General features: G+C 63.1%; 18 protein-coding genes and 3 pseudogenes. 7 read left to right on the top strand and 14 right to left on the bottom strand.

The window, feature by feature from the left end:
- Together PGX04_RS11915 and PGX04_RS11910 are read right to left on the bottom strand one after the other, a co-directional pair.
- A partial coding sequence (locus PGX04_RS11915) for a bifunctional 4-hydroxy-2-oxoglutarate aldolase/2-dehydro-3-deoxy-phosphogluconate aldolase (protein WP_273738710.1) occupies nucleotides 1-501 on the bottom strand: 501 nt, incomplete at its 3' end.
- 142 nt (nucleotides 502-643) lie between these two features.
- Nucleotides 644-1,702 carry a TrmB family transcriptional regulator gene (locus PGX04_RS11910; RefSeq protein ID WP_273738709.1) on the bottom strand — a complete coding sequence of 353 codons (1,059 nt, stop codon included), beginning with the start codon at nucleotides 1,700-1,702 and terminating at the stop codon, nucleotides 644-646.
- Between the two features lie 269 nt (nucleotides 1,703-1,971).
- On the opposite strand from PGX04_RS11910, the pseudogene PGX04_RS35035 reads away from it, so the two are divergent.
- Together PGX04_RS35035 and PGX04_RS11905 are read left to right on the top strand one after the other, a co-directional pair.
- Nucleotides 1,972-2,130: pseudogene (locus tag PGX04_RS35035) on the top strand (DUF7997 domain-containing protein); the annotation flags it as partial.
- A gap of 42 nt (nucleotides 2,131-2,172) precedes the next feature.
- Nucleotides 2,173-2,505, top strand: a pseudogene (locus PGX04_RS11905) (ABC transporter permease subunit); the annotation flags it as partial.
- Nucleotides 2,506-2,790: 285 nt separating this feature from the next.
- Here the strand turns inward: PGX04_RS11905 and PGX04_RS11900 are convergent.
- The 9 genes from PGX04_RS11900 to PGX04_RS11860 all read right to left on the bottom strand — a co-directional run bounded on the left by PGX04_RS11900 (nucleotide 2,791) and on the right by PGX04_RS11860 (nucleotide 13,598).
- Nucleotides 2,791-4,029, bottom strand: coding sequence for a mandelate racemase/muconate lactonizing enzyme family protein (locus PGX04_RS11900; RefSeq protein ID WP_273738708.1), 1,239 nt, complete (start codon nucleotides 4,027-4,029; stop codon nucleotides 2,791-2,793).
- Between the two features lie 160 nt (nucleotides 4,030-4,189).
- Nucleotides 4,190-5,059, bottom strand: a complete 870-nt coding sequence (locus tag PGX04_RS11895; protein WP_273738707.1) for an alanyl-tRNA editing protein — start codon at nucleotides 5,057-5,059, stop codon at nucleotides 4,190-4,192.
- Nucleotides 5,060-5,131: 72 nt separating this feature from the next.
- A complete protein-coding gene (locus PGX04_RS11890; RefSeq protein ID WP_273738706.1) occupies nucleotides 5,132-5,680 on the bottom strand; it encodes a helix-turn-helix domain-containing protein in 549 nt (182 codons plus the stop codon).
- Between the two features lie 520 nt (nucleotides 5,681-6,200).
- Complete coding sequence (locus tag PGX04_RS11885) at nucleotides 6,201-7,178, bottom strand: NAD(P)-dependent oxidoreductase (RefSeq protein WP_273738705.1); 978 nt, start codon at nucleotides 7,176-7,178, stop codon at nucleotides 6,201-6,203.
- A 393-nt stretch (nucleotides 7,179-7,571) separates the two neighbouring features.
- A complete protein-coding gene (locus tag PGX04_RS11880; RefSeq protein ID WP_273738704.1) occupies nucleotides 7,572-7,805 on the bottom strand; it encodes a hypothetical protein in 234 nt (77 codons plus the stop codon).
- Nucleotides 7,802-9,796, bottom strand: coding sequence for a TRAP transporter permease (locus PGX04_RS11875; protein ID WP_377042603.1), 1,995 nt, complete (start codon nucleotides 9,794-9,796; stop codon nucleotides 7,802-7,804). Before PGX04_RS11875 ends, PGX04_RS11880 begins: the two co-directional genes overlap by 4 nt.
- Nucleotides 9,797-9,847: 51 nt before the next feature.
- Entirely contained in the window at nucleotides 9,848-10,885 is a 1,038-nt protein-coding gene (locus PGX04_RS11870) for a TAXI family TRAP transporter solute-binding subunit (RefSeq protein ID WP_273738702.1), read from the bottom strand.
- 344 nt (nucleotides 10,886-11,229) lie between these two features.
- Nucleotides 11,230-12,450, bottom strand: a complete 1,221-nt coding sequence (locus PGX04_RS11865) for a mandelate racemase/muconate lactonizing enzyme family protein (RefSeq protein WP_273738701.1) — start codon at nucleotides 12,448-12,450, stop codon at nucleotides 11,230-11,232.
- Between the two features lie 35 nt (nucleotides 12,451-12,485).
- The gene (locus PGX04_RS11860; RefSeq protein ID WP_273738700.1) at nucleotides 12,486-13,598 is read right to left on the bottom strand and encodes a mandelate racemase/muconate lactonizing enzyme family protein; all 1,113 of its coding nucleotides are present in this window, start codon (nucleotides 13,596-13,598) and stop codon (nucleotides 12,486-12,488) included.
- Nucleotides 13,599-13,690: 92 nt separating this feature from the next.
- Between PGX04_RS11860 and PGX04_RS11855 the strand changes: the two genes are divergently transcribed.
- Entirely contained in the window at nucleotides 13,691-14,983 is a 1,293-nt protein-coding gene (locus PGX04_RS11855) for a nickel pincer cofactor-dependent isomerase, group 22 (protein WP_273738699.1), read from the top strand.
- Nucleotides 14,984-15,007: 24 nt separating this feature from the next.
- Here the strand turns inward: PGX04_RS11855 and PGX04_RS11850 are convergent, their stop codons facing one another.
- On the bottom strand, nucleotides 15,008-15,811 hold the full coding sequence (locus tag PGX04_RS11850; protein ID WP_273738698.1) for an IclR family transcriptional regulator: 804 nt from the start codon (nucleotides 15,809-15,811) through the stop codon (nucleotides 15,008-15,010).
- 685 nt (nucleotides 15,812-16,496) lie between these two features.
- On the opposite strand from PGX04_RS11850, the gene PGX04_RS11845 reads away from it, so the two are divergent.
- From PGX04_RS11845 to PGX04_RS11830, 4 genes are all read left to right on the top strand, one after another.
- Nucleotides 16,497-17,282: an SDR family oxidoreductase gene (locus PGX04_RS11845; RefSeq protein WP_273738697.1), complete on the top strand. Its 786-nt coding sequence runs from the start codon at nucleotides 16,497-16,499 to the stop codon at nucleotides 17,280-17,282.
- Nucleotides 17,279-17,626, top strand: coding sequence for a cupin domain-containing protein (locus PGX04_RS11840; RefSeq protein WP_273738696.1), 348 nt, complete (start codon nucleotides 17,279-17,281; stop codon nucleotides 17,624-17,626). Before PGX04_RS11845 ends, PGX04_RS11840 begins: the two co-directional genes overlap by 4 nt.
- A complete protein-coding gene (locus PGX04_RS11835; RefSeq protein WP_273738695.1) occupies nucleotides 17,623-18,444 on the top strand; it encodes a fumarylacetoacetate hydrolase family protein in 822 nt (273 codons plus the stop codon). The genes PGX04_RS11840 and PGX04_RS11835 overlap by 4 nt, the downstream gene beginning before the upstream one ends.
- A gap of 134 nt (nucleotides 18,445-18,578) precedes the next feature.
- Entirely contained in the window at nucleotides 18,579-19,757 is a 1,179-nt protein-coding gene (locus PGX04_RS11830) for a threonine synthase (protein WP_273738694.1), read from the top strand.
- 71 nt (nucleotides 19,758-19,828) lie between these two features.
- Here PGX04_RS11830 and PGX04_RS11825 read toward each other — a convergent pair whose 3' ends face one another.
- Both PGX04_RS11825 and PGX04_RS11820 read right to left on the bottom strand, forming a co-directional pair.
- Nucleotides 19,829-21,118 carry an MFS transporter gene (locus PGX04_RS11825; RefSeq protein ID WP_273738693.1) on the bottom strand — a complete coding sequence of 430 codons (1,290 nt, stop codon included), beginning with the start codon at nucleotides 21,116-21,118 and terminating at the stop codon, nucleotides 19,829-19,831.
- A 665-nt stretch (nucleotides 21,119-21,783) separates the two neighbouring features.
- A pseudogene (locus PGX04_RS11820) lies at nucleotides 21,784-22,154 on the bottom strand (J domain-containing protein); the annotation flags it as partial.

The following is a 22,154-nucleotide window of genomic DNA, read 5'->3' as shown; positions in this document are numbered from 1 at the left end:
GTCGCGCGAGACGCCGCCCGTCGGAACGATGTCGACGTCGCCGAGCGGCCCCGCGAGCGCGCCGATGTGGTCCGGGCCGACCGTCGATGCGGGGAACAGTTTGAGAAGATCCGCGCCGGCTTCCATCGCCGTCACGGCCTCGGTGGGCGTCATCACGCCGGGTGCGACGAGGACGCCGTGTCGGTTGCAGGTTCGGACCACGTCTGCATCGGTGTGGGGCGAGACGACGAACGACGCGCCCGCGTCAATCACCGACTGAGCGGTCGGCGCGTCGAGGACGGTTCCCGCGCCGACGACCGCGTCGGTGTCCGAGAGTTCCCGGTCGACGGCCGCGATCTGCTCGGCCGCGCGAGTCCCGTCCGCCGTGATCTCGAGCGCGTCCACCCCCGCGTCGTGAATCGCACGAGCGACCGGGACGATTTGGTTCTCATCGATACCGCGGAGGACCGCGATGACGCCGCTGTCGACGATTCGGTTCCTGACGACTCGTTTCTCGGTCATCCGTGCAACCCTCCCACAGTGGCCGCCGTTCGATACCCGATCGCGATCCCGCCGCTGCTGAGACGATCCATCATAGGTGAAAGTTCACCCCTGGTCCACATAAATTCACTCATAGTCGAAATAATCTGAATATCGGTATCGCTCACTCCTCGAGCGGGCGAATCGTGACCGACTCGGCCTCGTAGTCCTCGAGGAACGCGCCGGTGCCGCCGATCGTGTACCGGTCGCCGTCGACCTCGAGTTCGAACGCGTTCTCGATCGGAAGGGTCGAGGTGACGGGCCGGACGAGGCTCTGTCGGACGTCGACGACCTCGCCGGAGAGCGACGACGGGAGGTCCCGATCCCCGACCGGCGAGCCGGTAACGGCGGCCTCGATTCGCGTGTCCGTCGCGCGGTGGAGCGAGATCTGGAAGACGGCGTTCCGGAATCCCTCGTAGGTCCGGGGGAGTTCGTTCGGCGTGGTGACGTATCGCTCTTCCGCGGTCGGCCAGTAGTTCGCCAGGAACGAGCCGGCGAGGACGGGGGCGAGTTGCTCCTGCGTGATGGAGATCGCCCGCGTCTCGCTCGCGGACGTCGTCAGTATCTGACTCGGTGCGAGTAGTCCGTGTCGCCCGTCAACCGTCAACATCGTCGGCACGAGCGCGTCCCAGGTGCGGACGGTGCTGGCCGTGCCGGCCAGCGACGCGATGTCCTGGTCCCCCTCGGTCGCACCGAGCAAGAGGAGGACGAGGACCCCTCGGTCGACCGTCGCCTCGAGCGTCGAGCGGACGCGCGGGAGTATTTCCACGGGCAAGGAGAGCGTCACTTCCGTTTCGGCGTTAGCCAGCAGGCTCTCGATTCGCTTGAGCACCGTCTGTCTGGACTTGATGACCTCGAACTGTTCGTCCGAGCGCTCCGTCGTCGTGTACCGCGCTTGTAGCTCCGGTTCGATCTCTTCGACGCTGTGCGTGAGTCGCTCGACGACCGTTTCGGGCTCGATAGGACGGATCACCGTCGGCACCGAGTGGTCGTCGACCTCGACGAACCCTCGCTCCTCGAGTTCCTCGCTGATGCTGTAGACGTAGCGCTTAGACACGTCGGCGGCGTCGGCGATCGCGCTGGCCTTCGACTCCCCGTGGTCGAGAATCGCGAGGTAGGTGTCAGTCTCCTTCTCCGAGAGGCCGAATCGCTCGAGCAGATCGGCGAGCTCGTCATCATCCATGTGTATTCGTTACGTCACAGATTGAGCAGTCGATGTGAAATATGCTCGGTCCAACCACCCCGCCGAATTGGTTCCGATCGATGCGATGACCGCCCGGACCGTTGACCGGAACGCACTGCGATCGCACGATTGGAAAAGTAAGAATGCATTTTTCAACAAATTTTATTGCATCGGAAGTGAACTGAGAACGTCACGATCGGCCGACTCCACGTGACCCACTTCGCGCTCGAGGAGGACAGCGACATCGCTACCGACGCCACCCTCCGCGTGTGCGTCGGGTTCGTCCCGGAAGGGAGAGTGGACGAGTCGGACAGCTCCGGCACGGTGACGTCGAAATCCACCACGACACCGAGTACGACTTCCTCACGGCCTCGACGACATTGTCCGTGACCGGGCAGGTCCCCGAGCGATTCGCGGAGTTGCTCGCGGCGGAGCCGGCCGACTTCCCGCGCTCACCGACCGACGACCGCTACGAGGAGGCGGCGATCGTCGACGGCGCGGGGCGGTGGGACGTCATCCGCGAGGAGATCCTGCCGCTCTCGAAACCCGGCATCGCCGTCGTGCTGGTCTTTACCTTCCTGGCCGGATGGAACGAGTTCATCGTCGCCCGGACGCTGCTCCGGCCCGAGAACTACACGCTCTCGGTCGAACTCTACTCGCTCGCGACGGCCGGGCGCTACGAGACGCCGTGGACCGAGTTCTCGGCGTTCGCGCTCCTGTTCGCGCTGCCGGTCGCGATCATCTACTTCTTCGCACAGAGTTACGTCGAGAGCGACCTCTCCTTCGGCGGGATGGACGGCTGAACCCTCTCACTACCGTTTTTACCGTTTCGCCACATCCCGACCGGTGTCCCTGTGCCCGCAGTGTCGCTCTCGAGCACGACGGCAGTGTCCACGGCGAGCGCGTGCGTCCACGAGTCGGTTCCGTCACCCTCGTCGCCGTCGTCGCCGTCATCACAGTTGCGCCTCCCGTCCGTACTCGGTGAGATAGCGATCGGTGTCGTGGTTCTCAACGTACAGCAACCACTGGGAGGCGGGGTGGGAACCCCTGTGCTGCCGTTCGTCGATCGCTCCGCGAACTCCCGAAACTCACGCCTCGTCGAACAACTCCTCCCCGTCGACCATGTGTTCCTCGACGACGTTCATATCGAGTGTGACACCCAGGCCGGGTTCCTCCGGGACTTCGATGTAGCCGTCCTCGATGACGTCCTCCTCGACGAGATCCGACCACCAATCGAGTTCGTATGAGTGGTACTCCACCGCGAGCGAGTTCGAGATGGCCGCGCCGACGTGGGCGCTGGCGACGGTCGCGACCGGCGAGGAGACGTTGTGCATCGCGACCGGCACGTAGTACAGATCCGCGAGATCGGCGATCTTCTGCGTCTCGCGCATGCCGCCGATCTTGGGCATGTCCGGCGCGACGATATCGACCGCCTGCTCCTCGAGCAGGCGACGCTGGCCGTGTTTCCGATAGACGTTCTCGCCGACCGTGATCGGCGTCGTCGTCGACTGGGTGACCTCCCGCTGGACGTCGTGGTTCTCCGGCGGGACGGGGTCCTCGAGCCACCAGATATCGTACTCGTCTAAGCGCTTCGCGAGTCGTTTCGCACTGCCGCCCGAGAAGCTCCAGTGGCAGTCGAAGGCGACGTCGGCCCGCGAGCCGACGCGCTCCGTGACTTTCTCGACGATTTCCGCCTTGTGTTCGATCTCGGGGTCGCGGAGGTGCCGGTTCGCGCGGTCCTTCTCGTGACCGCTGGGCACGTCGAGGTCGAACTTCAGGGCGTCGTACCCCAGTTCCTCGACGACGCGCTCGGCTTCATCGGCGCAGGCGTCTGGATCGGCTTCCTCCTCGGTGTGACAGTCGCAGTAGACTCGGACCTCGTCGCGGTACTTGCCACCCAGCAGCTGATAGGCCGGGACGTCGAGGATCTTCCCGGCAAGATCGTGCAGCGCGACCTCGATGCCCGAGATCGCGGTGACCGTGACGCCGCCGATCGAGCCCTCGCCGGACATCTTCTGGACGAGATGCTCGGTCAGCCGGTCGATGTCCAGCGGGTTCTCGCCCTGCAGGAAGGGCGTCATCCGCTCGATCAGTTCCGGCACGCCGGCTCCCCAGTAGGCTTCACCGGTGCCGGTAATCCCCGCATCGGTGTAGATACGTACTAGCGTCCACGGGAAGTTGCCGTCGATCATCGTCGTCTGGATGTCAGTGATCTCGACGTCCCGGCCGCCGCCGCGTTCGCGGGTGACTCCCATCGTCTCGCTCGAGAGGTCACGCATCGTATACTCGGCGTTCGGATCGTGCAGCTGTGAGTAATCGATTCCCATAAATTGGGTTTTCACTCCTAATGTAGTAATAGTTTCTACCTTCCGTGAGCAAGGTCCGGGATGCGCGTGGTCGGTGATTGGGAATCGACGGAAATGAATCCACCGCTTGCGAGCGGCACTCTCGTCTACTCGAGCGAGAATCGCCGACCGCCGTCACCTCTCACGCGCGCTCGAGTTCGTCGCTCACGTCCTCGAGGTCGACGTCCAGCGCCGCGGTCGCGGCGAAGGCGGCCCGCTTCTCGGCCGTTCGGCGGTTGATCGCCTGCGGACCGACGGCGAACTCGATCCGGCAGACACCCTCCGACGGACTCGAGTGACCTAACACGGTGACGGGGCCGACCTCGCGGGTGTTCCGGACGTGGGTCCCGCCGCAGGCCGTCACGTCCCACGGATCCGTCGGACCGGTCATCCCGGAGAGCCGATTCCCGTTTCGGTTGTCGTTTTCGTCCTCGATCGTAACCACTCGAACTCGGCCCTTCTCGACGGCACCCGCGTCGGCCTCGACGTCGTACGCGATCGAGTCGCGCTCGCGCGCCTCCGAGATCGGGACGTCGTCCCACGACACCGGCCGCGACTCCCAGATGACGCGGTTGACCGTCTCGTCCAGTTCGATCAGCGTCTCGTCGTCGACGGTCGCGTTCGTTTCGAGGTCGACCCGGACCGTCTCCGGGCCGATATCCAGGCCAGCGTAGGAACCCTCCTCGAGCAGCCGCCGCGCGGCCCCCGCGAGGATGTGGCTGGCGGTGTGGGCTCGCATGCAGTACATTCGGAACGACCAGTCGACCGAACATAACACGCGGTGGCCCGGCCGAAACGACGGCTCCTCGGCCAGCACGTGAACCTGCTCGCCGTCGACCAGTTCGACATCGGTTACGGCGATATCGCCAACAGTCCCTCGATCGGCCGGCTGGCCGCCGCTCGCCCCGTAGAAGTGACTCCGCTCGAGCCAGACCCGCCGTCCGTCGATTGACGTCACTTCGGTCTCGAACCGCGTGGCGTACGGCTCCGCCGCCGCCCGTTGCCCGGTCATCGGTTGGAGTCTGTCGTCCGCCACTAAAAGTCTGCTCGCCGAGCGCGTCACCGAATTCGGAAGGGCGATCGATTATTCGGCGAGCGTCACGTCCAAGCGTTCCTCGAGGGCCTCGATCAGGCCGCCGCCGACGCCGGCCTGCGTCGCGCGTCCCTGTTCGACGGCGAGGAGGTCTTTCTCCGGTGCGCCGAGTTCGTCGGCGAGTTCCTCGCGCTGGAGACCGGCGTCCCGTCGGGCCTCGACGAGCGTCTCGCCGTAGTCCGAGACGAGATACGGCAGCTGATCGTCGTCGTAGTTGGTTCCCTCGCTCTCCCAGCGTTCGGAGTCGCCGTCCCAGACCGGGTTCGCCTTCGCGACGTTCTGGGCCGCCTTCTGCTTGCGGCTGGGTTCGTCGCTGGAACCGCCGCCGCTCGACCCGCTCCCGCTCGAGTTCGAGTTTCCGCCGCCTCGGTTCCGATCCCGGCCGTGAGTCTGCGAATCGTCGTGTGGCGCGCAGTCCGGACAGACCTCGAGTTCGGCTCCGGCGACCGACGCGAGCCTGAGCGAGTTGCTCTCGGCACCACAGAGTTCGCAGTTCGTCCCGCCACCGCCGCCGGACGAACCGGTCGAGTATTTGGCCATGCGACACATTGGCTACTGGCGCATTTCAACTAATCGGTACCGTGGGGGTTCCGATCGGTGACGATCGGGCGGTCCCCTCCGTGTTCGTATTTTCTCGGGTTTGCAAATATACCATATTCGAATATAGTTTAGAGACCAGATCATTATTGAGGTTCCAGTAGTAGTATAGCCAGGTGTAATTTGGAGATCATTAGAAACTCCTGCCCTAAACTCCAGAATATTTTTCATAAAAGGAGGTGGAGGGCCTTATTTTGAGATAATACAGGGATCGAGCACAAAACAATAAGATCTATAATTTTCAAATGAGTCCCACAACGCTCTAGGTCAAGAAATGAGGGCCTGGGGCCAGCCATAGTAAGTCAGCGTCATCCAATTGACAGGGAGATACCGATTGCGATAATTTATCTTCTAATTGAAATAGTACCGAATTAGTAATCCAGCACTCATGTATGGCTCCTATAATTACTCGTCCCTGACTGGGGAGCTGTCTTCGATCGACACCTCGCTCGAGCGATCGATTTTACGATAGCGCTGACGGAAGTTCCTCGCTGTTAAGCGTTGTTTCCGGCATCGTTCCGTCGTACACGGACCGCACGTTGTTCGCCGATCGACGGCTCATTGCGGTGAGTGATTCGGTCGTCTGGGCCCCGATATGCGGCGTGAGGACGACGTTTTCGTACTCGAATAGCGGATGCTCCCGTGACGGTGGCCCCTCGGCGAACACGTCGATACCGGCACCGGAGAGCTCGCCGGCCTCGAGCGACGAGACGAGGGCGTTCAGATCGACGATTTCGGCTCTCGCCGTGTTGATGAGTATGCCGGACGGAGCTAATCGCCGTAATTCCGCCTCGGAGATCGCGGCCCGCGTCTCCGGCGTTAGCGGTGCGTGGACGGAAACGGCATCGGCCCGATCGAACAGACCGGCGACGGAGTCGATTTTCGTGACCTGTGCGGCCAGGTCGCTTTCGTCGACGTACGGGTCGTAGACGAGACAGTCCATCCCGAGACCGGAGACCACGCTTGCGACTTCGGATCCGATGTCTCCATAGCCGTACAGACCGACGGTATCGTTCCGGAACTGGTCGGTGACGGCGTCGTATCTCTCTCCGGTTCCGGATCGAACGGCGCCGTCCGCCGGCCGAAGGCGTCGCCGAACCGCCAGCAACAGGGTAATCGCGTGTTCTGCGACCGCGCGCGAATTGACGCCCGGTGTATTCGTTACGAGGACACCGTTTTCGGTCGCGGTATCGACATCGATGTTGTCGTACCCGACACCGTGTTTGGAGATGATCTCGAGGTCGGATGCGGCGGCGATAAACTCCCCGTCGATCGGTTCGGTGCGCGTGATTACAGCGTCGAACCGATCCGCGTCGGCGAGGAGGTTCGCTCGAGTCTCGTACTCGCCTCGGCTCACCGTAGTCGCGATATCGGCGATCGACTCCGGTCCCGCCGGATGGATCTCGGCGGGAAGCAGGACTGTCCACTCGTGCTCTCCCATACGTTCCTCAACTGGTGAGAGTTCCATAGGCTTTTTGTCGATCGGATAATACCTTCGGCCGCTACCGTCCGAGATCGGGCGATGGAACGGCGCACTCGAGTCTCGAGCAACGGCGATCGAGACGCGCCGTTGTTGTTTTGCCGGGAGAGACCGATCCGATTCTTCGCGTTCGGTACTCGCAGGGAGATTTTCACCCTATCTGACTGGACGTTGACTCGACGACGTTGATACCAGGAGGGTCGCCGTCGGCGATGCCCGGGTCGTTCCGTCGACCGCCATCGGACAGGTCCGGCGTTCGTCGGCGTCGGCGACGTGTTGCGCATCGAAGTGAACTACCGGCTGTCGATCGAGCGACCAAAACGAATTCGCGGGGCGGAGCGGCCCCGCTGACACTCACCCGCCGAAGTAGAGGGTGAGCCAGTAGAGATAGCCGGCGGTGAGTCCGATCGCGACGATCGCCTCCATGATCGAGATGTACGTCTTGCCGTGGGTGTCGCGGAAGTCCTGAATCAGTTGCACGCGACTCCAGATGGGCATCAGCTGGGGCGGAAGGATCTCCTCAAGTCCACCGACGTTCTCGGTGTCAACCATCTCTTCGGGGGGCTCGTCCGACCGACTCGCGCTCATTGTCCCACCCCTCTGAAGAACGGGAGGTCCATACCGCGGACCATCACCTTCTCCATGACGAAGACGCCGGCGAACAGGGTGATCCCGGCGAGCTTAACGTAGCGACCGGGATAGATCATCACGACGGTCCCGACGACGGCCAGCGCGACGCGGAGCGCGAGCCGACGGCCGAAACGCATTCTGAACGGATAGTTGAGGCCGTAGATCATCGCGATGGCGCCGAGGAGAACCAGCGCTCCGGCGATCACGGTCGGGAGTCCGAACGACATGGAGATCATCGCGGGGTTGTAGACGAACGCGATCGGCAGCACGAATAGCGGCGCGGCGATCTTGATCGCCGCCCCACAGACCCGCCAGAAGTTCGCCTCGGCGATCCCGGCCGTGACGACCGCGGCCGTCGCGACCGGCGGGGTGATCCCGGCCAGAATCGCGGCGTAGAACACGGTGTAGTGGGCCGTGATCTCGGGAATGCTGAAATCCGAGATGAGCGTCGGCGCGATGAGGATCGCGACGATGACGTACGCCGCGACCGTCGGCATCCCCACGCCCATCAGGATGCTCACCAGCATCGCGAGGAGCACGGCGAACAGGAGAACGCCACCGGAGAGGTCGATCAACAGCAGCGCGATCTTGTTCGGCACGCCGGTCACGCCGAAGATGTCGACGACGCCGTTGACCGCCGCGAGAATGATCGCGATCGGTGCGAGGATGATCGCCCCGCGACGGAACCCGCGGACCGTGTTCCCCAACTGGGTGACTAACTCCGAGAGGACCCCGGACCCCGAGTCGTCGATCAGGAGACGAATCACGGGGAAGAAAACGCCGGTGAGGACCATCGAGACGATGGTCCAGAACGCGGCCGTCATCACCGTGTACTGGGCGATCCCGAGGAAGTACACCAGCACGAGGAAGGGAACGCCGAACCGGACCGCTTCGGTGACTTTCTCCCGACGGGTGAGTTCCTCGTCGAAGAACTCGGTGAAGTCCATCTCCTGACTGCTGGCGTCGCTGATCGCGGTGTAGTGGACGGCGATCCCGACCGACGCGACCAGAATCGCCGCCGGAACGAGGCCGGCGACGACGATGTTGAGATAGGCGACGCCCAGATACGACGCCATGACGAACGCCGAGGCGCCCATGACGGGCGGCAGCACCTGACCGGAGGTCGACGCGACCGCCTCGATGGCGGCCGCCCGATGGGGGGCCATCCCGCTGTCCTTCATCGTCGGAATCGTGAACGAGCCGGTCATGGCGGCATTCGCGGTGTATGAGCCGTTGATCGAGCCGATCACGGTCGAGGAGAGCACCGCAGTCTGGGCCACGCCGGACCGGATGTAGTTCGCCGACTCGATCGCGACGCGGAGGATCAGATCGAACGCGCCGTACGCGAACAGCAGGCCGGCGTACAGGAGGAACGGCGCGATCCACGCGGCGGTCAGCTGCGTGAGGCTCCCGTAGAAGCCGTACAGGTCGGTGACCAGCGACTGCAGGAGCGTCAGCTCGGTCATCCCGCCGTGGCCCAGGATCCCCGAAACCGCGTCGCCGTACATGCCGTAGAGGATGACCCCGCCGACGAGCCCGAGGAACAGGTTCCCGAACTCGCGCCACGTGAGGTACAGTATCGAGACGATGATGAGCCGCGCCAGCATGTACTCGTGCTCGAGCGCGTATCCCTGTTGCTGGACGTAGACGCGGTCGAAGTTCAGGGCGAAGTATATCGACGCCGTGATGAGCACGATCGAGGCCGGCAACAGGACGGCGGCATCGATTCGGTCGCCCTCCTCGAACGCCTGCCGCGACTGGTCGAGCGCGTACACGGTGAGGATCGCCCCGATAAAGATGACGCCGTACTCAACGCGAGCCCATCCCTGCGTGCGCGCCCAGTAGAGGACGATCACCCAGAACAGGAGCGAACTGACCGTGACGCTGACGTCGAGCACGCGGGAGACTTTCGATACCACCGAACGTCCGGGTTCTGTCTCTGAATTCATCGTATGGGTTCGTATACTACGTGGTGTCCCCTCGTCGATTCTACGGATCGATCACTCGGGGCTGGGAAGGCTATCGTCCCAGACGTCGTTGTCCTGATAGTACTCCACGGCGCCGGAGTGGAAGGGGAACTCGTCTCCCTCGAGGGCCTGCTCGAGCATGTCTTCCGTCGATTCGTAGTCGTTGAACTGGTCTTCGCCTTCGTTGACGACGTCGTTGTGCTCGTCGACGACGCGACAGAGCTCGTAGACCGCGTCGTCGCTGGCGTCCTCGTGGAAGACGTAGTTGACCTCGAGATTCCAGGTGAACACCTCGTCGGTGCCGATGTCCTGCTCGAGGCTCCAGTCCTCGTAGGGGGTCCGGGAGGTCCCGGCTCCGCCGTAGGACTCGGCGGACTCGATCAGCGCGTCGGTCGGTTCGACGTAGTGGACGTCGACGCGAGCGTCGTACTCGGTCACGAAACCGGTGTAACTGACGCCGGGGGTGCCGTACGCGATCGCGGCGTCGATCCGCCCCTCTTCCATGGCGCCCGGCGCGTCGCTGACGCCCATGTCCATTATGTTCATTTCGTCGTAGACGTCCGCCGTCGGGTCCTGACTCCAGACGTCGAGCGTCGTGGCGCGCGTCGAGTACCCCGGTTCGGCCGGGTAGACGTTCGCGCCCGCGAGGTCGTCGAACGTCTCGATGCCCGTGCCGTCGCGGGCGACGACGTAGATACTGTACGGGAACGCGGAGAACCCCTGGTAGGGGAGCGAATCGACCCCCTGTTCCGCGAAATCGCCGCGGTCCTCCGCCGCCTTCGACATCGAGTTGTTGTCGACGATGCCGGCGTTGAACTGGTCCGAATCAAGCCGGTAGAGCGTCCCGATATAGCCCGGACTTTCGACCGTCGAATAGTCGAGTTCGTCGCTGGTCTCGCTCACCGCGCGCTCGACGGCCAGACCGACGTCCTGTGTCCCGCCTGCGGACGTTCCGACGCGAAGTTGCATCCCGTCACCGCCGCTGCCGCCCAGACAGCCGGCGACACCGAGAACGCTCGCCGCCGCTGCCCCTCGAAGAAATCGTCGTCGATTAACACCATCTTCTGGCATGTCCATTAATGCTATCACATGGCATGGTTAACAATCTATCTCTTGATTTCCGGCCGATGATAGGGAAATAATCACATTGGTAGGATATAATGTCACTATATGCGAACGAGGATAGCCCATCGAACGATCCGCGAGAGGGCGGACGTCGTTCCGTCACTGCCGTCGTCGATCGACGGTCTCAACGAGAGACTAGTCACCGATGGGAACGATTTCAGTAGTCCCGCTCGAGCGAGCCACACGCTCGAGTATTCGGCCGTTTCCGCTCGGTAGCCTGGTGCTCACGCAGCGGTAGACGGCGATTGGCCGCCCGTCCCATCTCTCACCGCGAACGGGGTCGCCGCTCGCTACGTGAAGCCATCCGTCCCCTCGAGTCGGTGTTCCTCGCCGACGGCGTCGTCGAGTTCGATACCGAGACCGGCCGCTTCCGGCACTTCGATGTAGCCGTCTCGAATGAGCGGGTCGTCTCGGGTGTGTAACTCGTCCCACCAGTCGACCTCGAGGGCGTGGTACTCGAGGAGGTCGAAGTTCGGAATCGCCGCGCCGAGGTGGACGCAGGCCATCGTCCCGATCGGACTGCAGACGTTGTGCGGGGAGAGCGGGATATAGTTCTCCTCGGCGCGGTCCGCGATCCGCATCGTCTCGCCGAGCCCGCCGACGGTCGTCGGATCCGGCGTCGCGATGTCCACGCCGTGGCCGTAGATCAGTTCGGAGAGTTCGTGGACCCGGAAGCGGTTCTCGCCGGTCGCAACCGGCGTCTTCGTCGCCTTCGTGACCTCGATCTGGGCCTCCGTGTTCTCCGGCGGAATCGCGTCCTCGAGCCACATGAGATCGTACTCCTCGAGTTTGTGAGCGAGGCGTTTGGCGCTCTCGACCGAGTAATCCCAGTGACAGTCGAACGCCAGATCAATTTCGGAGCCGATCTGCTCGCGAACGGCCTCGACGATCTCTCGCTTGTGTTCGATGGCTCCATTACTGAGCCGGCCGTTGAACGGGTCCGGATCGTTGTCCATCTCGAGGTCGAGGTCGAACTTGAGTGCGGTAAACCCCATGTCGACGACGCGTTGTGCTTCGTTCGCGTACGCTTCGGGAGAGTATGCATCGGCGTCGGCGTACTCGGTGGAGCCGTCCTCGACGGCGTAGGCCTCGCCCGCGTGACAGTCGCAGTAGATCCGCACCTCGTCGCGGAACTTCCCGCCGAGGAGCTGGTAGACCGGGAGATCGAGGAGCTTCCCGGCGACATCCCACAGCGCGATTTCGATGCCCGACGCGGCAGTGACGACCTTGCCGCTCGTCCCGCCGTGGCCGGACATCTCCTGGATGATCCGCCTGTAGAGCCGCTGGACGTCGAGCGGGTTCTCGCCGATCAGGAACCGCTTCGTGTACTCGACGAGTTCGGGAACACCGCCGCCCCGGTAGGCCTCGCCGATTCCCGTCACGCCGGCGTCGGTCTCGATCCTGATCAGGTTCCACTCGAAGTTGCCGTCGACGACGCAGGTCTGAATGTCGGTTATTTCGACGTCGCGGTCCGTGCGCCGGTTCGATATCTGGTTGGAGAAGTCTTTCATTGGTGCTGTGTCGGTGTTGGGTCTGTGGCTGGTCGTCAGTTTGTCTGCTTGAACCGCTCGAGCGCGTCCTCGTCCAGTCGCACGCCGTGGCCGGGGTCGTCCGGGAGCGCGATCGTCCCGGTATCGTCGGGGCGAAGGGGGCTTTCGACGATGTCGTCGAACACTTTCACGTCCATATCGCGGTAGAAGTACTCGGTCCAGAGCCCGTTCTCTATCGCACCGAGCAGCGACGAGTGAAGGTTCCAGTTGTAGTGTGGGGCGATCCGGATATCGTTGGCCGCCGCGTAATGGGCGATCTTGAGCCACTCCGTGATCCCGCCGCAGACGGTCGCATCGGGCTGTAGGACGGTTGCAGCGCCGTCCGTGATGAGTCGCTCGAACGCGTACCGCGGCCCCTCGAGTTCGCCGGTCGCGACCGGATACCGGATGGCGTCGTTGACTGCCGTCATCGCACCGACGCTATCGACCATGACCGGTTCTTCGATGAAGTACGGATCGAACGGTTCGAACGCGCGACACGCCCGGATCGCTTCCGTCGCGCCCGACCACGCGCCGTTGGCGTCGAGTAACAGGGTCCGATCGGGACCGATCTCGTCCCGAACGGCTTCGACTCGGTCCGCTTCGTCGGGGATCGACCGGCGGCCGACTTTCATCTTGACGACGTCGTGGCCCTCGTCGAGGTACCGCCGCATTTCGTCGCGGAGCCCTTCGTGGCCCTTCTCGTCGCGGTAGTACCCGCCGCTCGCGTACGCAGGGACCGAATCGGCGTGACCGCCGAGGAGTTTGTACAGCGGCTGGTCGGCCGCTTTCGCCTTGATGTCCCAGAGTGCGATGTCGATCGTCGAAATCGCGCGAAGGAGGATACCCGACCGCCCGATCTGAACCGTTCCGTCGAACATCTCGCGCCACAGCCGCTCGGTGTCTCGCGGATCTTCGCCGACGACGATCGGTTCGAGGAGCGATTCCACCGCTTCCGAGATGAGACCTGCTCCCTCGTATCCGAGCGAGTAGCCGACGCCTTCGTGACCGCTTTCGGTCCGGACGTAGGTGATCGCGTGGTCCCGATACGTGAGGGTCCTGTTCGAGAAGGATACCGGCTCTTCCAGCGGTATTTCTACTGGGAAGGACTCGACGCGGTCGATCTCCATACCGGGAAGACGAGGGAGAACAATGAAAGTCACTCACATACAGGCAAGTATTACGAGGGGAGAACTATAAGTCGGGCAGCTAAACACCCAGTATGGAGTTTCCCGAGCAGGCAGAGATAGCGAAACTCATCGACCCGCAGCCCTATCCGTCGTTCGCTCGAGTCAGCTACGAACCTGCGACTGAAACCCTCGCCGACCCCTTGGAGACGGTCCGATCGGAGGTAAATCGGCTCGCGTTTGCGGACCTCGAGCCGGGATCGACGGTCGCTGTCGGCGTCGGCAGCAGGGGAATTCACTTGATCGCCGATATCGTTGCTGAGACGGTCACAGCCATCGAGGAACGGGGGTTCGAACCGGTCGTCGTCCCGGCGATGGGGAGTCACGGCGGCGCGACGCCCGAGGGGCAGCGCGAAATTCTCGCGGCGCTCGATATCACGGAGGACCGTATCGGCGCGCCGATAGACGCACGCATGGACGTCACGAAACTCGACGAGGTAGCCTTCGACGGGACCGAGACGCCGGTTTACTTCGCCACCGCCGCGCTCGAGGCCGACGCAGTGATGGTGATAAACCGAGTCAAACCGCACACGAACTTCACCGGACGGATCGAGAGTGGCCTCTGTAAGATGCTCACGGTCGGCCTCGGCAAGCAACAGGGGGCGCAGGCGTTCCACTCGACGGCGCTCGCGGCGGGATACGTTCCGACGATCGAGTCGCTCACCGCGGCTATCAGGGAATCGGTCTCGTTGCTCGGCGGACTCGCGCTCGTGGAAAACTTCTCCGAGGAGACCGGCGTTATCGAAGCGATTCCGGGGACCGCATTCGAGGAGCGCGAACCGCAACTGCTCGAACGCGCTCGTGCGGAGATGGCGACGCTCCCGGCCGACGACATCGACCTGCTCGTCGTCGACGAACTCGGAAAGGAAATCTCCGGTGCGGGAATGGATACGAACGTGATCGGCAGGTACCGTGTTATCAACGCGTCCGATCCGGAGACGCCCGCGATCGATCTCATCTACGCCCGCGGGCTCACCGACGAGACGAGCGGCAACGGCAACGGAATCGGACTGGCGGACATAACCCGTCGGGCCGCCGTCGAGCAACTCGATTTGCGGAAAACGTACGCCAACGCGCTGACGAGTGGATCGCTCGCCAAAGCGAAGCTCCCCCCCGTGGCACCGAACGACGAACTGGCACTCAGAGTAGCACTGAACGCGCTCGGCGGCTACGATCCGGAGACGGCCAGGGTCGCGTGGATCGAGAACACGACCGACCTCGACGAATTTTACGTCTCGGAGGCCCTGCTCGAGGACATCGACGACGAGGTCGTCGTTCGAAGTCGGGCCCAGTTGACGTTCGACGACGGGACGGCGTCGTTCGAGTGAGACGGTCGACCGTCTCTGCCGCTCTCACTCGACGAGGTGGTCGACCGAACTGTCCGGCGACGAGTAAGTAATGTTTAATTCGAGTTCGTTCGCGGCTGCGAGCAGCATATCGGGCACCTCCGATTCGAGTCGATCCCCGTTCAACCGATGGGACGGACCAGCGACCGCGAGGGCGCCGAGAACCGATCCGTCCCGCACGACGGGGACCGCGACGCCGTTGATTCCGTCGACGTGTTCCTCTCGATTGAACCCGACCCCGCGCTCGCGAACGGCCTCGAGTTCGTCGTACAGCGCCTCGCGGTCGGTGATGGTGTTGCCGGTGAGCGCCGGCAGTTCCCAGCGATCGAAGATTTCGTCGACGCGGTCCCGCGGGTAGTGTGCGAGGATCGACTTCCCGGCCGACGACCCGTGGAGGTGAATCTGTCGGCCGACGTCGAACCCGGCCCGGACTGCCTTACTGCCGGTTTCCACGTGGATGTAAATACCGAGACCGTAGTCTTCGACGACGAACTGCGAGCGCTCCTGGGTCTCCTCGGCGAGGTCCTGGACGTGTTTCCACGCCGTCTCGTACGCAGGGTCTCTCGTCCGTGCCGCTCGCCCGAGCCGTGCAAATCGGAGCCCGATCTGATATCGTTTCCCCTGCCGGGACACGTACCGGAGGTCGCAGAGCGTATTGAGGTGGCGATGTGTCGTGCTCTCGGTGAGATCGAGTTCGTCGGCGATCTCGGAGAGACGGGACGGGCCGTTTTCCTGGAGCGCGTGGACGATCGCGAAACTCGTCTTCGTGCTTCCGATCCGATTTCCACCACCGGCGTCTTGGTTTGTCATACGATTACATCGTTGTCCACAGTTTAAAAGTTCCGCTATGTGGAACTCGTACGGGTAGAACGAAACCGTCGCGCGTCTGAATCCATTCGGCCAGGGAACGCCTCGAACGCGATCGATAACGCTCCGTCGATATTCAGCTCGCAATAGCCACTGAAATTACTTACACGCTGATCATATTATCCGTGGTTCTGGCTCACTCTGTTCGCTCACGGCTCGCTTCGCTCACCGTTCGCATTTCCGCGGTTCTCGCTCACTCTGTTCGCTCTGAACCGCGCGTCACTCCGAACCGCGCTTCCGTCACGCGATCAGGTGTGCATCGACGTTGAGCGGCTACTCTAGTGACTGCGACCGAGACGATTCCGCACTGTGGAAAGGCATGTGCTCCAGTCGCACGGTTGAACAGCCGGTGCTTACGATTATATGTGTGTAAAGCTCCGCTGGCGAGTCGAGATAATACGACCGACAGTTCTGGGAAACGATCGGAATTCCTGCCATATCAAGCCTATTAGACCGATTTATAGACATCGTTCGCCCGAGAGGAAGTCGCTAATTCCGCGATATGGAGCGAGTCGCTTCCAGCGAGAGCGAACGGCACGAACCGGCGAGCGAAACATCGCGATCGGTGTGTGGTATCAATTACCGCAACGCCAAGTTTTTTGCCTCTCTCGTCGGGGATTACGGACGAATGGATCTACAACTCACGGACAACGTCGCGCTCGTAACCGCGTCCTCGAGCGGACTCGGGAAAGCGTCGGCGAAAGCCCTCGCTCGAGAGGGGGCAAACGTCGTCATCAACGGCCGCGACGAGGAGCGACTCGACGCTGCGAAAGCCGAAATCGAGGACGTTGCCACGGGACGAGTCGTCGCCCGACAGGGCGACCTCACGAACGAAGACGATATCCAGACGCTGGTCGAGACCACCGTCGACGAGTTCGGCGGGATCGACCACCTCGTGACGAGCGCGGGCGGCCCCCCGTCCGGTCCGTTTCTGGACACCGACGACGAGGACTGGTATCAGGCGTACGATCTGCTCGTCATGAGCGTCGTCCGGCTCGCACGCGAGGCCGAACCTCACCTCCGCGACGGCGAGGGCACCATCGTGAACATCACCTCTCGAAGCGTCAAGGAAGCCATCGATAGCCTCGTGCTGTCGAACTCGGTTCGAATGAGCGTCATCGGTCTCGAGAAGACCCTCTCGAAGGAGTTCGCCCCCGAGGTACGGACGAACGCCGTCCTCCCCGGGCCTCACGAGACCGAACGCATCGAGAACCTCGTCGAACAGGCGGTCGACCGCGGCGATTACGACTCATACGAGGAGGGACTCGACGACTGGGCGAGCAACCCGCTCGATCGGATCGGCGATCCGATAGAACTCGGGAACACCGTCGCGTTCCTCTCCTCGCCGCTGTCGGGGTATATCAACGGCGAGAGCGTGCTGATCGACGGCGGCTCCACGGGGGCGACCCTATGAGGCCGGTCGACTTCGACGACGCGGAGACGTACGAACCCGACGACGGCTGGCGGCGCGTCTCGATGGCCGGCAGCGACCAGTTCTCCTTCGAGTGGTTCGAGAAACCGCCCGGACACAGCTCGCCGATGCACGACCACGAGAACGAGCAGGTCTGTCTCTGTCTCGAGGGCGAACTCACGGTCACAACCGAGGACGACGAAGTGACCCTCGAGAAGTTCGACTCCGTCCTGCTCGAGTCCGACGAACCCCACCGCGTGGAGAACACGGGCGACGAACTGGCGGTCGGACTGGACGTCTTCGCACCCGGCCGATCGTTCGACTTCTGGACCGACAGGGACGAATGAAGTACCTCGCACGAACGGCCGACGGGCGACCGTTACTCGGTGACAACGAGGGGTTCGTCCCCCTCTCGTCGGCCGCTCCGGACCTCGAGACCGTCCACGACGCACTCCCTCGCGCTGCGAGCGGAACCCTTCCGGCCGTCGATGACGCGCCCGCCGACCGGGTCGATCGAGCGCACGTCCGGTTCGGACCGCCGCTTTCCCGGTTCGGAAAGCTCTGGGGAATCGGACTGAACTACGCCGAACACGCCGGTGATCTGGACGAGCAGCGGCCCGACGAACCGGCGAGTTTCCTGAAACCGCAAACCGCCATCACCGGGCCCGGTGGACCGATCCGGCTCCCACCGACCGACCAGAGCGACGGCGTGACGGCAGAAGCCGAACTCGCCGTGCTGATCGGTCGAGAGTGTCGCGACGTCGACGAGGGCTCGGTCGACGACGTGATTGCGGGCTATCTCCCCGTGATCGATATGACCGCCGAGGACATCCTCCAGCGGAACCCGCGGTTCCTGACGCGAGCCAAGAGTTTCGACTCGTTCCTCGTCGTCGGCCCGACCGTCGCCGTGCCCGAGGAACCGCCGTCGCTCGAGGACGTGACGGTTCAGACGATCGTCAACGAGACGGTCGCGGCCGAGAACGAAGTCAGTAACATGCTGTTCCCGCCCCGGGAGATCGTCTCGTTCCACGCCGACGTGATGACGCTACGGCCGGGCGATCTCTTCAGCACGGGGACGCCCGGCGCGGAGCCGATCGACCCGGGCGATCACGTTCGCGCGTCCGTCGAGACGATCGGCTCCGTCGACGCGCCGGTCGTCCGGTGACCGCTGACGAGAGACAGTCGGCGTCGGCGGACGGGTTCGGACGGTCGTGACGGCGTGACAGTCCGCTGTCCGACTCGAATTCCGGCCTCCGGCTGACAAAGCGTTTTACCGCCGCGGCGAGACCGATACGGCAAATGGACCGAACGGTCTCATGTTACGATTGTGGGGAGACGTATACGGCCGCCGAGCGAAAACGCTGTGACTGCGGCGAGCCGCTCTGGTTCGACGTCGATCCGGACGGATTCGAGTGGCCAGACGCCGGATCGGTCGACGACATGTGGCGGTACGCCGACGCCCTCCCGGTCTCCGATTCGGCCGGAATCGCTCCGGGCGGGACGCCGCTATTTCGCGCGAATCGCCTCGACGACTACGCCGGTTGCAGTCTCTCCCTGAAAAACGAGGGGCAGAGCCCGACGGGGAGCTTCAAGGACCGAGGGAGCGCGGTCGGGATCAGGGGGACGATCGAAAGCGGAGCGGAGTGGGTCGGCACCGTCTCCCACGGAAACATGGCGCTGAGTACGAGCGCGTACGCCGCGAGCGCCGGCCTCGAGTGTGCGGTGTTCGTCCCGGCGGACACCCCGCCGGAGCGGCTCGAGTTGATCGCTCGTCACGATCCCCACGTCTTCAGGGTCGACGGCGACTACGGACGGCTCTACTCGGACACGCTCTCGCTCGACGTCGGCGTGAACTTCGTTAACTCCGATACGCCGCTCCGCGTCGCCGGACAGAAGACGGTCGCCTACGAGATTCTCGAGCAACTGGCACCGGCGGTGCCGGACGCGATCTCCCTCCCGGTAAGCAGCGGCGGGCAGGCGAGCGCGATCTGGAAGGCGCTCCGTGACCTCGCTCGAGCGGGCGTGATCGACGAGGTCCCGCGGCTGTTTCTCTGTCAAGCGGCTGCATGTGATCCGATCGCGACCGCCGACCGAAACGGCGACACGGAAGTAACACCGGTGACGCCGGCGGAGACGATCGCCGTGTCGATCGCGAACAGCGAGCCGCCGAGCGGTACGCATGCGCTGACGGCCGCTCGCGACACCGGCGGCGCGGTCGTCTCGGTATCCGACGAGGAGATCCGCGACGCGACGGATCGGATCGCAACGAGAGCCGGACTCTCCGTCGAGCCCTCGAGCGCCGTCGCAGTCGCCGGTGTTCGCCAGCTGTGTCAAAGAGGCGCTCTCGAGGCGAGTGACGACGTCGTCGCGATTCTGACCGGGTCGGGATACAAGGAGCGCTACGGCACCGATGTCCGGAGCCGAACGATCGGCGTCGACGACATCGCGGGAGCGCTGACGTCCGTCGTCGATGGCTGACTCGGTTCTCGAGTCGCCTCGAGCACGCGTTACGCCGAGAAGGGGGATCACCGCTCCAGCGCGGGACCGGTCTAATCGTCTCCCGGCTCCGCCGTGCCCTGACGGTCCCCGGTATACCCGCTGGCGAGCAGCGAATAGCTGAGAGCAGACGCGAGCACTGCGAACCCGGCGAGCGTCGCAAACATCGCGAACGCGCCGAAGCCGTCGTAGATGAGTCCGGTGATCGCGGCACCGAGTGCACCGATTCCGAACGTCCCCACGTAAGTGAACCCGTAGGAGAGACCGCGAGCGTTCGCCGGAGAGTACCGTGCGATCGTCGCCTGATAGAGCGGCTGGATCATAAAGAGCAAGAATCCGAGCACCGCACTCACCAGGCCGAGCAGGACGATATTCGCCCGCGCGGCGGGAACGAACACGAGTGCGGTGGCCCCGAGCGAGCCGAAGGCGACCATCAGTCCTCGTTCGGTCGGTATTCGCTCGGTGAGGGCTCCGCCGACGTACTGCCCGCCGATGCCGACCATCAGGAGTCCCGTATAGACGTACCGGGACGGTTCGAACTCCGCCGCCATCGGAGAATCTGGATCGAAGACCTGCAGATCGCCGACGACCGGTTCGAGCATCGTGGTGAGTATCTCGGGAAGCAGCGTCAACGACCCGCGGTAAAACAGCCCATTGAGCATCACGATGACGAAGACGATGCTGAAACCGGTTGCGAACAGGGCTTTCGAATCGGTCCACAGTTCCGATAGTGACGATGCCGAGGTCGCGTCGCTCGAGTCGGCGGCAGCCCGCCGGTCCTTCGTGCCCGCGGTTTCGTCGAATCGAGCCCAGAGCGCGTACAGCGCGACGAGCAGAGCGGGAATCGCCAACAGGGCAGTGACGAGCCGCCAGTCGACGACGAGCAAGAGCAGTGCAGTCGCCAACGGACCGAGTGCGATGCCGGCGTTCCCCGCCATCCCGTGATAGGCGAACGCTGATCCGCGATCGACGACGCCTCTGCTAACGAGTGCGAGTCCCGCCGGATGGTAGATGCTCGCTGCGACGCCCCAGCAGATCAGTGCGAGAACGAGTATCGGAAGGCTCGGTGCCACGCTCAGAAGCAGAAACGATGTGGCCATCCCGACGAGACAGCAGACGATCAGCGTTCGCGAGCCGTAGATATCGGCGAGGATACCGCTCGGAAGGGCCCCTAACCCGAACATGGCGTAGCCGACGGAAACGACGACGGCGAGGGAACCGATCGATATCGAGAACTCGCCGACCCACAGCAGCATCAGAATCGGGATAGAGAGCTCGTAGGTATGTACCATCGCGTGGGATAGCATTACGAATTTGACGATTGATCGGTCGTTCGCATCCATAGCACTACTCGTCTAGCCGTCGCCCCGGAGGGTAAAAGCACGTCTTCCAGCAGCGTTTACGCGGTTGCATCATATTTATACTATTTTCGGGAGGCCGACCGGCTTTTATTCGAGCGGAATCTGCGGCTCGGTATGTCTGTGGAGGCAGCCATACCTCCCAGATTCAATCGTCGTGACTCAATAAATATTTATATTGATATGTATCTACAAGCGTGAATTTCATATACAGTTCCCATCACCAATATTGTACGCGCAATCTGAGTACAGGTTTGAACGGTAGAAAAAATCCGATATAGGGGCAGTATTGGGAACGAATGTAGTTTATTTTCGGGAAGAGGCCAGTAATTAGCACTTACTATTCTACGTTCCCTGGGAACTCAGAACAGATGTGCTATCTTCGCCTATAAGCGCCTAAAGCGGCCGAATTTCGGCACCAGGTGCGTCAGCAGACTCGCTTAGCACGTACTATGAACCGCGGAATCGGCAGCCATACACATATTTCCATTCTGGTGAATATAGCGTATGAACAGATAGATTATCTATTCGAATTCGAATAGATATCTCCGTTACCGGGCCGACGATTCGGTCGTCCTCGACACCGACAGCACTCGTTCGGAAGAGAACGTGGTTCCATCGACGTCCGACCGCCGGCCCGTTGCAGAGCGTTACCGACCGAAGTGTTTTCGGATGGTCGCCCGCAGCGGGAGCCCCAGTCCGCCGACGAGCGGGAGGATCACGAACGCGACCAGATCGGCGGGAAGCGACGCAACGCCGACCGCCGCAATGCCGAACCCGGCGAGCGGCGCGAGAACCGGGAGGAGGTAGACGTACGACGGCTTCCAGCCCGGCCCGCGTCTGGTCCGGCGGACGATCACGCCGAACAGCAGCGGCATGAGCACCGCGCCCGCGAGCAAGGGACCGCCGACCAGCACCGTCGTGGCCCCCAGCGCGAGCGCGACGACGATCGTCTCGTTGATCGTCAGTTTCCCCCACGCGTTCTCTCTGGTGACCGCTCGAACGACGAGCAGGCCGACCA

It is taken from the genome of Natrinema soli, from assembly GCF_028618695.1.
Note: the sequence above shows the minus strand (reverse complement) of the source record. Positions and strands in the feature narration are given on the sequence as shown.

Excerpts from the sequence above, each read along its gene's own strand:
- PGX04_RS11910 (WP_273738709.1), bottom strand. The coding sequence starts at position 1,702 with ATGGATGATGACGAGCTCGCCGATCTGCTCGAGCGATTCGGCCTCTCG.
- PGX04_RS11840 (WP_273738696.1), top strand. The coding sequence starts at position 17,279 with ATGAGGCCGGTCGACTTCGACGACGCGGAGACGTACGAACCCGACGAC.
- PGX04_RS11830 (WP_273738694.1), top strand. The coding sequence starts at position 18,579 with ATGGACCGAACGGTCTCATGTTACGATTGTGGGGAGACGTATACGGCC.
- PGX04_RS11845 (WP_273738697.1), top strand. The coding sequence starts at position 16,497 with ATGGATCTACAACTCACGGACAACGTCGCGCTCGTAACCGCGTCCTCG.
- PGX04_RS11870 (WP_273738702.1), bottom strand. The coding sequence starts at position 10,885 with ATGCCAGAAGATGGTGTTAATCGACGACGATTTCTTCGAGGGGCAGCG.
- PGX04_RS11875 (WP_377042603.1), bottom strand. The coding sequence starts at position 9,796 with ATGAATTCAGAGACAGAACCCGGACGTTCGGTGGTATCGAAAGTCTCC.
- PGX04_RS11895 (WP_273738707.1), bottom strand. The coding sequence starts at position 5,059 with ATGACCGGGCAACGGGCGGCGGCGGAGCCGTACGCCACGCGGTTCGAG.
- PGX04_RS11890 (WP_273738706.1), bottom strand. The coding sequence starts at position 5,680 with ATGGCCAAATACTCGACCGGTTCGTCCGGCGGCGGTGGCGGGACGAAC.
- PGX04_RS11850 (WP_273738698.1), bottom strand. The coding sequence starts at position 15,811 with ATGACAAACCAAGACGCCGGTGGTGGAAATCGGATCGGAAGCACGAAG.
- PGX04_RS11900 (WP_273738708.1), bottom strand. The coding sequence starts at position 4,029 with ATGGGAATCGATTACTCACAGCTGCACGATCCGAACGCCGAGTATACG.
- PGX04_RS11855 (WP_273738699.1), top strand. The coding sequence starts at position 13,691 with ATGGAGTTTCCCGAGCAGGCAGAGATAGCGAAACTCATCGACCCGCAG.
- PGX04_RS11880 (WP_273738704.1), bottom strand. The coding sequence starts at position 7,805 with ATGAGCGCGAGTCGGTCGGACGAGCCCCCCGAAGAGATGGTTGACACC.
- PGX04_RS11835 (WP_273738695.1), top strand. The coding sequence starts at position 17,623 with ATGAAGTACCTCGCACGAACGGCCGACGGGCGACCGTTACTCGGTGAC.
- PGX04_RS11865 (WP_273738701.1), bottom strand. The coding sequence starts at position 12,450 with ATGAAAGACTTCTCCAACCAGATATCGAACCGGCGCACGGACCGCGAC.
- PGX04_RS11885 (WP_273738705.1), bottom strand. The coding sequence starts at position 7,178 with ATGGGAGAGCACGAGTGGACAGTCCTGCTTCCCGCCGAGATCCATCCG.
- PGX04_RS11825 (WP_273738693.1), bottom strand. The coding sequence starts at position 21,118 with ATGGATGCGAACGACCGATCAATCGTCAAATTCGTAATGCTATCCCAC.
- PGX04_RS11860 (WP_273738700.1), bottom strand. The coding sequence starts at position 13,598 with ATGGAGATCGACCGCGTCGAGTCCTTCCCAGTAGAAATACCGCTGGAA.